General features: G+C 63.8%; 8 protein-coding genes. All 8 read left to right on the top strand.

What is annotated here, in order from left to right; translation table 11 throughout:
* Positions 1-9: 9 nt before the first annotated feature.
* The 8 genes from AC1RMD_RS18645 to AC1RMD_RS18610 all read left to right on the top strand — a co-directional run bounded on the left by AC1RMD_RS18645 (position 10) and on the right by AC1RMD_RS18610 (position 13,880).
* Positions 10-1,236 (top strand): XylR family transcriptional regulator, encoded by a 1,227-nt coding sequence (locus AC1RMD_RS18645; RefSeq protein WP_492928174.1) that lies wholly within the window; start codon positions 10-12, stop codon positions 1,234-1,236.
* Positions 1,237-1,348: 112 nt separating this feature from the next.
* A complete protein-coding gene (gene xylB, locus AC1RMD_RS18640) occupies positions 1,349-3,316 on the top strand; it encodes a D-xylose 1-dehydrogenase (protein WP_492928173.1) in 1,968 nt (655 codons plus the stop codon).
* Positions 3,313-5,085, top strand: coding sequence for an IlvD/Edd family dehydratase (locus tag AC1RMD_RS18635; RefSeq protein ID WP_492928172.1), 1,773 nt, complete (start codon positions 3,313-3,315; stop codon positions 5,083-5,085). The genes xylB and AC1RMD_RS18635 overlap by 4 nt, the downstream gene beginning before the upstream one ends.
* A 39-nt stretch (positions 5,086-5,124) precedes the next feature.
* Complete coding sequence (xylF, locus tag AC1RMD_RS18630; RefSeq protein WP_492928171.1) at positions 5,125-6,129, top strand: D-xylose ABC transporter substrate-binding protein; 1,005 nt, start codon at positions 5,125-5,127, stop codon at positions 6,127-6,129.
* Between the two features lie 58 nt (positions 6,130-6,187).
* Positions 6,188-7,711, top strand: a complete 1,524-nt coding sequence (gene xylG, locus AC1RMD_RS18625) for a D-xylose ABC transporter ATP-binding protein (RefSeq protein WP_492928170.1) — start codon at positions 6,188-6,190, stop codon at positions 7,709-7,711.
* Positions 7,712-7,716: 5 nt separating this feature from the next.
* The gene (locus AC1RMD_RS18620) at positions 7,717-8,859 is read left to right on the top strand and encodes a sugar ABC transporter permease (RefSeq protein WP_492928169.1); all 1,143 of its coding nucleotides are present in this window, start codon (positions 7,717-7,719) and stop codon (positions 8,857-8,859) included.
* Between the two features lie 366 nt (positions 8,860-9,225).
* The gene (locus AC1RMD_RS18615) at positions 9,226-12,213 is read left to right on the top strand and encodes a TonB-dependent receptor (protein WP_492928168.1); all 2,988 of its coding nucleotides are present in this window, start codon (positions 9,226-9,228) and stop codon (positions 12,211-12,213) included.
* A gap of 20 nt (positions 12,214-12,233) precedes the next feature.
* Positions 12,234-13,880 carry a GH35 family beta-galactosidase gene (locus tag AC1RMD_RS18610; RefSeq protein ID WP_492928167.1) on the top strand — a complete coding sequence of 549 codons (1,647 nt, stop codon included), beginning with the start codon at positions 12,234-12,236 and terminating at the stop codon, positions 13,878-13,880.
* Position 13,881: the final 1 nt, after the last annotated feature.

Genomic DNA, 13,881 nt, shown 5'->3' with positions numbered 1-13,881 from the left:
AAAATGTCGATGAAGTCCCACCGTATTGCGCTGCTGTTCAACGCAAACAAGATTTTTGACCGTGAAGTGATAGCCGGTATCGCCGCTCACCTGAGCAGCACCCGCGCCTCCTGGGATTTGTTCCTGGAGGAAGACTTCCGCCTGCGCCTGCCCGGCATCGAGCACTGGCAGGGCGACGGCATCATCGCCGATTTCGACGATCCCGCCGTGGCGGCCGCGCTCAGCCGCAGCCGCATCCCGGTGGTGGCGGTGGGCGGCTCCTACGCCGACGACAGCAGCTATCCGGACGCCGTGCCCTACGTCGCCACCGACAACTTCAAACTGATCAAGATGGCCCACGACCACCTGATCGAGGCCGGCCTGCGCAATTTTGCGCTGTTCAGCCTGCCGGAAGCGCAGGAGAACCGCTGGGCGCAGGAGCGCGAGACCGCCTTCCGCACGCTGATGCGCAAGGACAAGATGGAGCCGCAGATCTACCGCGGCCTGGGCACCAGCGCGCCGTCGTGGGACGAGGCGGTGGAGCAGCAGATCAAGTGGTTGCACAGCCTGCCCAAGCCGGTCGGCATCATCGCCGTCACCGACGCCCGCGCGCGCCAGCTGCTGCAGGCCTGCATCATGGCCGGCATCGAGGTGCCGGAGCAGGTGGCGCTGATCGGCATCGACAACGATCCGCTGGCGCGCATGCTGACCCGCATTCCGCTCAGCTCCGTGATCCAGGGCGCGCAGGAGATGGGCCGCACCGCCGCCCACCTGCTGGACCAGATGCTGCACGGCGTGCGCCTGGGCGGCACGCGCATCCTGGTGCCGCCGGTCGGCATCAACGTGCTGACCTCGACCCGCCACGAAGCGCCCAAGCACCCGCACGTGATGCGGGCGCGCCACTTCATCCGCCAGTACGCCTGCCAGGGCATCAAGACGCACCAGGTGGCCGAGTACGTGGGCATCTCGCGCTCGTCGCTGGAATCCTACTTCCGCCAGGAGCTCGATTGCAGCGTGCATGACGTGATCCTGCGCTTCAAGCTGGACGCCGCCACCGAGATCCTGGCGCGCGGTGAGCGCAGCATCGCCGACGTGGCGCTCAGCTGCGGTTTCACCTCGGTGCAGTACATGCACGCGGTGTTCAAACGGGAGCTGGGCTGCACGCCGCGCGCCTACCAGGACCGCGCCATGCAGGGCTGCGCCGACGAGAAAGCTGACGACGGCGCCGCCGTGTCCGAGCTGCGCAGCGTCGCCTGAGCGGCGGGCGCTTAAAACATGACCGTGATTGGTGAGTTTCATAATTGCCGTCACTGGGGAATCGGGTCAAAATCCTCCACGCAGTTTGCTTGCCAGCTTGGAGAGAGAGACCTTGGAAAATAATGTAAAAACGATGCTGCCCGACGATATCGAACGGGCTGTCCTGGTGGGCCGCGTCTGGCGCAATGGCGTCATCGACGGGCCGTGCGTGGTCGCCGTCCGCAACGGCGAGGTGTTCGACATCACCGGCCACGCCCCCACAATGTCCGACCTGCTGGAGCGCGACGATGTCCTCGACATCGCCCGCAACGCACCCGGCGAATCGCTGGGCAGCGTGCAGCAGTTGATGGCGCATGCGCTGGACAGCACCACCGCCGCCGGCGCTCATATCGGTATGCCCCGCTTGCTGGCGCCGTGCGACCTGCAAGCGATCAAGGCGTGCGGCGTCACCTTCGCCGTCAGCCTGCTGGAGCGCGTGATCGAGGAGCAGGCCGGTGGCGACGCCTCGCGCGCCAACGTTCTGCGCGGAGAGATCCAGGCCATCATCGGCTCCGACCTGTCGGCCATCCGTCCCGGCTCGCCGGAAGCTGCGCGGCTGAAGGCGGACCTGATCGAACGTGGCATCTGGTCGCCGTACATGGAAGTGGGCATCGGCCCGGACGCCGAGGTGTTCTCCAAGTCGCAGCCCATGTCGGCGGTGGGGCAGGGCGCCGATGTCGGCCTGCATCCCGATTCGAAATGGAACAACCCGGAGCCGGAGATCGTCCTGGCCGTCAACAGCCAGGCGCGCGTGCTGGGCGCCACGCTGGGCAACGACGTCAACCTGCGCGACATCGAAGGCCGCAGCGCGCTTTTGCTGGGCAAGGCCAAGGACAACAACGGCTCCTGCGCCATCGGCCCGTTCATCCGCCTGTTCGACGAGCACTTCACCATCGACACCATCCGCAACGCGGAATTGAGCATGCTGATCGAAGGCATGGACGACGGCTTCCACCTGGCCGGCGCCAGCCGCATGCGCGAGATCAGCCGCGATCCGCTGGACCTGGTGAGCCAGGTCTGCGGCCGCCATCATCAATACCCGGACGGCTTCATGCTCTTCCTCGGCACGATGTTCTCGCCGATCAAGGACCGCGATAGCGCCGGCGGCGGCTTCACCCACCACCTGGGCGACCGTGTCAGCATTTCGACGCCGTCGCTGGGCACCCTGGTCAACCATGTGCAGCGCAGCGACACCATCGCGCCGTGGACGTTTGGCGTGCGGGCCTTGCTGGCCCGGGCGCGCGGTGCGGCCGCGGTGCGCGCTGTGCCGGCCCTGCAGACCAGGGTGCAGCAGGCGATCTATCCCAGCCTGGCCGGCAAGCGCGTGGTCATCACCGGCGGCGGCAGCGGCATCGGCGCCGGCATGGTGGAGGCGTTTGCGCGGCAGGGCGCGCAGGTGCACTTCCTCGACATCGCCGACGAAGACTCGCTGGCGCTGCAAGGCCGCCTGTCGACACAGGCGGTGCCGCCGACCTTCGTGCGTTGCGACCTGACCAATCTCGATGCGGTGGCCGCGGCCTTCGAGCGCATCGGCCAGGTCGATGTGTTGATTAACAACGCCGCCAACGACGACCGCCACAAGCTGGCCGACGTCAGCCCGGAATACTGGGACGAGCGCATGGCCGTCAACCTGCGGCACCAGTACTTCTGCGCCAAGGCAGTCGCCGTCGGCATGCAGCAGCGCGGCGGTGGCGTGATCCTGAACTTCGGTTCGATCTCGTGGCACCTGGCGCTGCCGGAGCTGACCCTGTACATGACGGCCAAAGCCGCCATCGAGGGCATGACGCGCGGCCTGGCGCGCGACCTCGGTCCGCACAACGTCCGCGTCAACTGCATCATCCCGGGCGCGGTGCGTACGCCGCGCCAGGAAGCCCTGTGGCACACGCCGGAAGAGGAAGCGCGCATCCTGGCCGGCCAATGCCTGCCGCAGCGCGTGCAGGTGGACGACGTGGCCGCGCTGGCGCTGTTCCTGGCCTCCGACAACGCCGGCCGCTGCACCGGGCGCGATTACTTCGTCGACGCGGGCTGGTACGGCGCATGAGCACCCCACGCCGCTACCGCTCGCAGGATTGGTTCGACAATCCCGACCACATCGACATGACGGCGCTGTACCTGGAGCGCTTCATGAACTACGGGATCACGCCGGAGGAACTGCGCTCCGGCCGTCCCATCATCGGCATCGCGCAGAGCGGCAGCGACATCAGCCCCTGCAACCGCATTCACCTGGAGCTGGCCAAGCGCGTGCGCGACGGCATCCGGGACGCGGGCGGCATCGCGATGGAGTTCCCGCTGCATCCGATCTTTGAGAACTGCCGCCGTCCGACCGCCGCCATCGACCGCAACCTGGCCTACCTCGGGCTGGTGGAAATCCTGCACGGCTATCCGATCGACGCCGTGGTGCTGACCACCGGCTGCGACAAGACCACGCCGGCGCAGCTGATGGCCGCATCGACGGTGGACATTCCCGCCATCGTGCTGTCCGGCGGGCCGATGCTGGATGGCTGGTTCGAGGGTGAACTGGCCGGTTCCGGCACCGCGATCTGGAAGGGCCGCCGCCAGCTGGCCGCCGGGGAGATCGACAATGAAAAGTTCCTGCAGATCGCCGCCGCTTCGGCGCCGTCGGCGGGGCACTGCAACACCATGGGCACCGCCTCCACCATGAACGCAATGGCCGAGGCGCTGGGCATGTCGCTGACCGGCTGCTCGGCGATTCCCGCGCCGTACCGCGAACGGGGCCAGATGGCGTATGAAACCGGCAGACGCATCGTCGAGATGGCGCGGCTCGATATCAAGCCGTCCAGCATTTTGAGCCGCGAGGCTTTCCTCGATGCGATCGTGGTCAATGCCGCCATCGGCGGCTCCACCAACGCGCAGCAGCACATCATGGCGATGGCGCGCCACGCGGGTGTCGAGCTGCATTCGAGCGACTGGATGGAGTACGGCCATGCCGTGCCGCTGCTGCTGAACATGCAGCCGGCCGGTAAATTCCTCGGCGAGCGTTTCCATCGCGCCGGCGGCGTGCCGGCCATCATGTGGGAGCTGGAGCAGCAGGGCATGTTGCGTTCGGACCGTCCCACCGTCACCGGCCGCAGCATGCGCGACAACCTGGCCGGCCGGGAGACGAATGATCGTGAGGTGATCTTTGCCTTCGACCAGCCGCTGAAGAAGGACGCCGGATTCTTTGTCCTGAAGGGCAATCTGTTCGACTTCGCCATCATGAAAACCAGCGTGATCTCCGACGCCTTCCGCGCCCGCTATCTGAGCACGCCGGGCAGTGAAAACATCTTTGAAAGCCGCGCCATCGTGTTTGACGGCTCCGGCGATTATCACGCCCGCATCAACGATCCTGCGTTGAACATCGACGAGGACTGCATGCTGGTGATACGCGGCGCCGGCCCGATAGGCTGGCCCGGTTCGGCCGAAGTGGTCAACATGCAGCCGCCCGATGCGCTGGTCAAGCGCGGCATCAATGCGCTGCCGACGCTGGGCGACGGTCGCCAGTCGGGAACATCGGACAGCCCGTCGATACTGAACGCGTCGCCGGAGAGCGCGGTTGGTGGCGGCCTTGCGTGGCTGCGCACCGGCGACCGTATCCGGGTCGACCTGAACGCCGGCCGCTGCGATGTGCAGGTCGGCGAGGCGGAGTGGGAAGAGCGCAAGAAGGACGGTATTCCGGCCATCCCCGCCAGCCAGACGCCATGGCAGGAAATCTACCGCAGCACCGTCGGGCAGATGGAAAACGGCGCGTGCATGGAACTGGCTGTACCATATCGCGGAGTGGCCCTTAATCAGGCGCGCCATAACCACTAGTCGGACAAAGATCCACAGTACTAACAGGAGACCGTAAGAATGAAGAAATTACTGAGCGCGGCGGCAGTCGCCGTCATGCTGGTGTGCGCCGGCGGCAACGCCATGGCCGACGCCAAGAATCCGAAAATCGGCTTTTCCATCGACGACCTGCGGCTGGAACGCTGGGCGCGCGACCGCGATTATTTCGTCGCCGCCGCCGAGCAGCAGGGCGCCAAGGTCTTTGTGCAATCGGCCGACGCCAGCGAGCAGCGTCAGATCGCGCAGATCGAGAACCTGATTTCGCGCGGTGTCGATGTGCTGGTGATCGTGCCCTACAACGCCACGGTGCTGAACAACGCGGTGCGCGAGGCGAAGAAGGCCAAGATCAAGGTGGTCTCCTACGACCGCCTGATCCTCAACGCGGATATCGACGCCTACATCTCTTTCGATAACAAGTTGGTCGGCGAGATGCAGGCGCAGGGCGTGCTGGCGGTCAAACCCAAGGGTAATTTCTACCTGCTGGGCGGCGCGCCTACCGACAACAACGCCAAGATGCTGCGCGAAGGCCAGCTCAAGGTGCTGCAGCCGTTGATCGACAAGGGCGACATCAAGGTGGTCGGCAAGCAGTGGGTCAAGGACTGGAATCCGGCCGAGGCCATGTCCATCGTAGAAAATGCGCTGACGGCCAACGGCAACAAGCTCGATGCGGTGGTGGCTTCGAACGATGCGACCGCCGGCGGCGCGATCCAGGCGCTGGCTTCGCAGAAGCTCGATGGCAAGGTGGCCGTGTCGGGACAGGATGCGGATCTGGCGGCGGTGCGGCGGGTGATCGCCGGCTCGCAGACCATGACGGTGTACAAACCGTTGAAGTTGATCGCTTCCGAGGCGGCCAAGTTGTCGATCCAATTGGTGCGCAATGAGAAGCCGGCGTTCAACGCCGAGTATCAGAACGGTTTCAAGCAGGTCAGCACGCTGCTGCTGAAACCTACCATGCTGACCAAGGCGAATATCGACCTGGTGGTCACCGATGGTTTCTACACCAAAGCCCAACTCGCGGCCAAGTAATTCTTCTGGCGGGGACGCGTTTCACGGGTTCCCGCACCTCACCTCTGCGAGAACCTGTATGTCCGGCTATTTGCTAGAAATGAAGGGCATCGTCAAGAAATTCGGCGGTGTTCCCGCGCTCGACGGCATCGACCTGCAAGTCAGGCCCGGCGAGTGCATCGGTTTGTGCGGCGAAAATGGCGCCGGCAAATCGACCCTGATGAAAGTACTGTCCGCCGTCTACCCGCACGGCACCTGGGACGGCGAGATCCTGATGGACGGCCAGCCGCTGAAGGCGCAATCGATACGCGAAAGCGAAGCGGCCGGCATCGTCATCATCCACCAGGAACTGATGCTGGTGCCCGAACTGTCGGTGACCGAGAATCTCTTCCTCGGCAACGAGATCACGCTGCCCGGCGGCCGCATGGATTACCCGGCCATGAACCAGCGCGCCGAAACCCTGCTCAAGGAACTGAAGCTCAACGACGTCAACGTGGTGCTGCCGGTGATGAACTACGGCGGCGGCCACCAGCAACTGATCGAGATCGCCAAGGCGCTCAACAAGAACGCGCGCCTACTGATCCTGGACGAACCTTCGTCGTCGCTGACGGCGTCGGAGATCGAGGTACTGCTCGATATCATCCGCGGCCTGAAAGCCAAGGGCGTGGCCTGCGTCTACATCTCGCACAAGCTCGATGAGGTGGAGGCGATCTGCGACACCATCGTCGTCATCCGCGACGGCAAGCATATCGCCACCACGCCGATGCGGCAGATGGACGTGCGGCAGATCATCGCGCAGATGGTGGGGCGCGAGATGAACCAGCTGTATCCAACACTGGAACGCACGCAGGGCGAGGTGATGTTCGAGGCCCGCAACGTGGTGTGCTACGACAGCGAGAAGCCGGACCGCCGGAAGGTGGACAACGTCTCCTTCAAGCTGCGCCGGGGCGAGATCCTCGGCATCGCCGGCCTGGTGGGCGCGGGGCGCACGGAGCTGGTGTCCGCGCTGTTCGGCGCCTACAACGGCCGCTGCGAAGCCGAGGTGTGGCTCAACGGCGAGAAGATCGATACCCGCACGCCGCTCAAGGCCATCCGCGCCGGGCTGGCGCTGGTGCCGGAGGACCGCAAGCAGCATGGCATCATCCGCGACCTGGACGTGGGCCAGAACATCACGCTGTCGGTGCTGGGCCGCTACGCGCGCTTCACCCGCATCGACCGCGAGGCCGAGCTGAAAACCGTGGGCGAGGAAATCGCCCGGCTAGGCCTGAAGACGGCCAGTCCCTTCCTGCCGATTACCTCGCTCTCGGGCGGCAACCAGCAGAAGGCGGTGCTGTCCAAGATGCTGCTGACGCGGCCCAAGGTGCTGATACTCGACGAGCCCACGCGCGGCGTGGACGTCGGCGCCAAGTACGAGATCTACAAGTTGATGCTGGAACTGGCCAGCCAGGGCGTGTCCATCATCATGGTGTCGTCGGAGCTGGCCGAAGTGCTGGGCGTGTCCGACCGCGTGCTGGTGATGGGCGAAGGCCGGCTGCGCGGAGATTTCATCAACCAGGACCTGACCCAGGAAATGCTGCTGTCTGCGGCGCTCGATCATTCATAGTGACCATGCATACCAACAAACTCAAACAACTGTTCACGCAGTATAAAATCCTCGCGCTGCTGATCGCCATCGCCATCATCTGGGGCTTCTTCAGCTGGAAGACGGACGGCGGCTTCATCTCGGCGCGCAACCTGTCCAACCTGATGCGGCAGATGTCGGTGACCGGCGTGGTGGCCTGCGGCATGGCCTTCGTCATCATCTCCGGCGAGATCGACCTGTCGGTGGGCTCGCTGCTAGGCCTCTTGGGCGGCGTGGCGGCGGTGCTCGACGTAACGCACCACATGCCGCTGCCGGTGACGCTGGCGGCGGTGCTGGCCTGCGGCCTGCTGCTAGGCCTGTTCAACGGCTACCTGACGGCGTATGCGGGGATACCGTCCTTCATCGTGGGCCTGGGCGGCATGCTGGCGTATCGCGGCATCGTGCTGGGCGTGACGGACGGCGTGACGGTGGCGCCGGTGTCGGAAGCGATGGTGCAGGTGGGGCAGGGCTATCTGTCGCCGGAACTGGGCGTGACGCTGGGCGTGGTGCTGTTCGCGCTGGCCGCCGTGCTGACCTGGCGCCAGCGCCTGAACCTGGGCCGCCACGGCCTGCCGGTGCCGCCGATGTGGCGCGACGGCGTGCGCCTCGCCGCCATCGGCGCGGTGCTGTTCGCCTTCGTGCGGACCTTGAACAGCTACGAAGGCATACCGCTGCCGGTGCTGTTGTTGCTGGTGCTGCTGGGTGTCTTCAGCTACGTCGCCACGCAGACCGTGTTCGGCCGCCGCATCTACGCGGTGGGCAGCAATATGGAGGCGACCCGCCTGTCCGGCGTCAACGTGCAGGCGGTGAAGCTGTGGATCTTCGGGATCATGGGCTTGATGTGCGCCCTGGCGGGCCTGGTCAACACGGCGCGGCTGGCGGCCGGTTCGCCGTCGGCCGGCAGCTCGGGCGAGCTGGATGCGATCGCGGCCTGCTTCATCGGCGGCACCTCGATGCGCGGCGGCTCCGGCACCGTGTACGGCGCCTTGATCGGCGCGCTGGTGATGGCCAGCCTGGATAACGGCATGTCGATGCTGGACGTGGACACCTACTGGCAGATGATCGTCAAGGGCTGCATCCTGACGCTGGCCGTCTGGGTCGACGTGGCCACCCGTTCCAGCCGCCGTTGATGTTTTACGCGCGGCCCGCAGCGTTAGCTGCGCCGGGCCGCGCGCTTCAGCCGCTACGTTGTCTGTTCGACGCTACGCTTGCTGATTATCATTCTCCCGCTTGGTGAATTTCGCAATTGCGGCCAGTTGGCGTAACTTGCAAAATGGTCTCATAACATCGTATGACCTGGCACCCCGCCAGTAAGCCATAACGATAAAAAAACCAAAAGCGAGACGCACTCAAATGAAAACAATCTCTTTGCGCTATGCAGCGCCTGCGGGCCCGTTCGCCTGATATTTCTAAATTCATAACCATCGACACTGGGAAGCAGCAACAACAAATGGCCGAAGTGCCATGAATAGTCATATAACTTTGGAGAGCATCAGATGAAACAGTTCAAGAAAACGGCGATCGCATTGGGCCTGGCCCAGATGGCTACCATGTGCGGCATGGCGGCCGCACAGACCGCGCCCGCCGATTCCGGCCAGGTCGTGGTCGTGACCGGCCAGCGCGCGGCGCTGCAGTCGGCGCAGAAGATCAAACAGAATTCCGATGAAATCGTCGATTCCATCGTCGCCGACGATATCGGCAAGCTGCCGGACCGCTCGGTGACGGAAGTGTTGCAGCGCGTCGTGGGCGTGACCATCGACCGCACCATGTCCAAAGGCGATCCGGAGCACTTCTCGGTCGAAGGTTCGGGCGTATCGATCCGCGGCTTGAGCTATGTGCGCTCCGAGCTCAATGGCCGCGATTCGTTCTCCGCCAACGGCGGCCGTTCGCTGAACTTCGAAGACGTACCGCCTGAACTGATGGCCGGCGTCGACATCTACAAGAACCCGTCGGCGGAACAGGTGGAGGGCGCCGTCGGCGGCCTGGTCAACCTGCGCACCGCGATGCCGTTCGACTTCAAGGGCTTCCACGGCGCCATCTCCGGCCAGGAGACCTACTCGGAACTGAAGAAGGGCAAATCGTCGCCGTCGATGTCGGGCATGGTGTCGAACCGCTGGAAGACGCCGATCGGCGAAGTGGGCGCCTTGCTGGACCTGGCCTACTCGGAAAGCGGCACCCGCACCGACGCCTTCCAGGTCGAACCTTACTATCCATTGAAGGACGCCGCCGGCAAAACCATCTGGGTGCCGAAGGGCGCGCAATGGCGCACGCTGGAATTCAACCGCCGCCGCGAAGGCGCGTATGGCGCCTTGCAGTGGAAGGCCAACGATCAGCTCAGCAGCTCGCTGACCTACTTCAAATCGCGCTACACGATGACGTGGGACGAGCAGGCGATCTTCGCGCAATCGAGCCCGTACAACATCCAGGTCACCAACGGCACCTATGATTCCAAGGGCGCGCTGCTGACCGGAACCCTGACCGACACCAAGGACGGCGGCATCAACTTCGGCGACGACACCCGTTCCTCCACCCGCAATTCCGACACCACCGACCTGTCGTGGAACCTGCGCTGGCGTCCGAACGACCGCTGGACCGTCACCACCGATCTGCAGCACATCCGCGCCAGCACCCGCAGCCTCGATTCGACCGTGGCCACCGGCGTGCAGATGCAAAAGGAGCAGCTGGACCTGACCGGCAATGTGCCCAACCTGATCTTCGACGCCGCCGACCGCGCCCACCTGGCCGATCCCAAGAACTACTACTGGGCGTTCACGATGGAACACCAGGACAAGAGCGTGGGCCATGAGACCGCGTGGAAGACCGACGCCAAGTACGACTTCGATCATCCGGTACTGCGCGACATCCGTTTCGGCGTGCGCCTGACCGACCGCGACGCGCTGACGCAGAACACCAACCCAAGCTATAACTGGTCGCCGATCTCGCAACCGTGGCAGCTGGGCTGGAACATCAGCGGTCTGGCTTACCTGAGCGATCCTCGCTTCAGCGGCAACACCAACCTGCACACCTTTAACAACTTCTTCAACGGTAAAGTCTCGGTGCCGTCGGTGGTGTTCCCGAACGTCTCGCTGGCGCAGGGCTTCCCGGACAGCTACGCGGCACTGCACAAGTATCACGACATCCTGTGCGCGGAAGTGAGCACCTCCTGCGACGTATGGAAGGCCGCGACCTTCGGTACCGATCCATCCGGCACCAACGACCAGACCGAGAAGACCCAGGCCCTGTATAGCCAGGTTCGTTTTGGCTGGGACAACCTGAAATATCCGATCGACGGTAACGTGGGTGTCCGCTACGTGAAGACCGCCAGCACTGCGCATGGCTATACGGTCTTCAAATCGACGGCGCCGAATATACCGGCAGGTAACACCACCACCGGCGTGTCGGTACCTATCATCGCGCCGTTCGCCAAGGCCGAGGACTACGAGAACAACTACCACAACGTGCTGCCTAGCCTGAACCTGCGCTTGAAGGCGTCGGATACGCTGCAATTCCGCTTCGCGTTTGCCGGTGCGCTGTCGCGGCCGGACTTCGACAAGCTGCAAGCCTATACCGAGATGGAGCAGACGGCCAGCACCACCACCAACACCGCCACCAACGTCACCACCATCAACAGCGTCAGCCAGATGGGTAAAGGTTCCGGCAATCCTTACCTGAAGCCGACCACCTCCAGGCAGATGGACTTGACGGCGGAGTGGTACTTCGCGCCGGCGGGTTCGTTCACGGCGGCGGTGTTCAACAAGCAGCTGAAGGACATCGTCGTCAACCAGACTTTCCTTTATGCGATACCGGACGTCACCGGCAAGATGCAGAATTTCTCGGTGACGGGACCAATCAACGGCGCCAAGGGCCATGCACGGGGTATCGAGCTGGCTTACCAGCAGTACTTCGACAAGCTGCCAGGTTTGTTGTCGGGCCTGGGCTTGCAGGCTAACTTCACCTTCGTCGACAGCAAGCGCGATCTGTACAAGCCGGTGTACCAGGCTTACTGCACCAGCGAGAACTCGGCGGCCAACGTCAACCTGACGCTAAACGGCTGCGATACCAACGGCACCACCTTCGGCAACCTGCCGCTGGAAAACCTGTCGCGTCAATCGTTCAACCTGGCGCTGATGTACGACAAAGGTCCGTGGTCGTCGCGCCTGGCCTACAACTGGCGTTCGAAGAGCCTGCAGGCGGTCAATGTCAACGGTACCCAGGGCACCGACGGCACCGACACCAATCCGGCCAGCCCGGACGTGGGCAAGCAGAACGTGGTGTGGGGCCTGCCTGTCTGGGCGGATGCCTACGGCCAGCTGGATGCGTCGCTGTTCTACAAGATCAACGAGCATATGTCGTTGGGCTTCGAAGCGCAGAACGTCACCAACTCGCAGTTCAAGCAACTGATGCAGCAGAGCGTGGGCATGAAGGGGCGCGCATGGTTCGTCACCGGACCGCGCTACACTGCACAACTGCGTTACACCTTCTAACCTGAAAAAGGCCTGATCGCATGAAGCATACCGCCCGCCAGCTTGTCGCTGTTTTGAGTTTTACCGCTTTGGCCGCAGCTGGCGCGGCGGCAGCCGATCTGCCCGCACTGGTGAAGAAGGACGGCCGCCACGCCCTGATGGTCGATGGCGCGCCGTTTGTGATGTTCGGCGCACAGGTGCACAATTCCAGCAATTATCCGCTGGCCTTGAGCAAGGTGTGGCCGGCCATCAAGGACATGAACGCCAACACCGTCGAGATTCCCGTGGCGTGGGAACAGATCGAACCGGTCGAAGGCAAGTTCGATTTCAGCTATGTCGACACCTTGCTGGCGCAGGCGCGCCAGCACAAGGTGCGCCTGGTGTTGCTGTGGTTCGGCACCTGGAAGAACACCGGCCCGCAGTACACGCCGGAGTGGGTCAAGTTCGACAACAAGCGCTTCCCGCGCATGCTGGACAAGGACGGCAAGTCGATCTACTGCCTGTCGCCAAACAGCGAGGAAACCATGAAGGCCGACAGGAAGGCCTTTGTCGCGCTGATGGAGCATATCAAGAAAGCGGACGCGGCGCAGCGCACCGTGATCATGATGCAGGTCGAGAATGAAGTCGGCACCTACGGTTACGCGCGGGACTTCGCATCCAAGGCGCAGGCGGCGTTCGAGCAGAACGTGCCGCAGGCCGTGCTGGATCATAAGAAATCACCGGTCGCGCTGGCAGCCAGCGGCAGCTGGAAGCAAGTCTACGGCGACTACGCCGACGAGTACTTCCACGCCTATTCCATCGCCAGCTATATCGAGGAAATCGCCAAGGCGGGCCGCGCCGTCTACAATCTGCCGATGTACGTCAACAACGCGCTGCGCGATCCGCTGGAGTCGCCGGTGCTGCCGTGGAAGGGCAACTTCGCCAGCGGCGGACCGACCTTCGACGTGATCGATATCTACAAGGCGGCTGCGCCGCACATCGACATCGCCGCGCCGGATGTCTACGCGCCGGAGTCGGACAAATTCAATGCCACGATGGACCGCTTCCAGCGTGCCGACAATGCGCTGATGCTGCCGGAGATGAGCAACGCGGCGCAGTACGTGCGCTACGCCTACCTGGTGCTGGGCCGTGGCTCGCTGGCCTTTTCGCCGTTCGGCATCGACTACGCGGACTACAGTAATTTCCCGCTGGGCGCCAAGGCCGTCGATAAGACCATGGTGACCCCATTTGGAAAAATCTATGCCGCCTTCCGGCCGATGGAACGCCAGTGGGCCAAGTGGGCGTTTGAAGGCCGCACCCGCGGCGTGGCCGAAGGCGACGACCGCAAGCCGCAGACCGTCGCGCTGAAGAACTGGACGGCCACCGTCAGCTTCCGCCTGTGGCAGTTCGGCGATGCCGAATGGCTGGCCAAGGTCAAGGACGTGCCGGCGGATACCGAGCAGCCCAACGGCGGCGTATCGATCGCGCAGATTGGCGACAATGAATTTATCGTGGTGGGGCAGCATGCACGCGTGAATTTCGCCAGCAGCGATGGCAAGCCGTCCATGCTGGCGCGGGCGGAGGAGGGACACTTCGACCCGTCCGGCAAGTGGATCATGGAACGCAACTGGAACGGCGACCAGACAGATTACGGCTTGAACCTGACCGGCAATCCGGTGGTTCTCAAGGTCAAACTAGGTACATACTAAA

The organism is Duganella sp. GW822-FHT06D06 (assembly GCF_058799615.1).
Note: the sequence above shows the minus strand (reverse complement) of the source record. Positions and strands in the feature narration are given on the sequence as shown.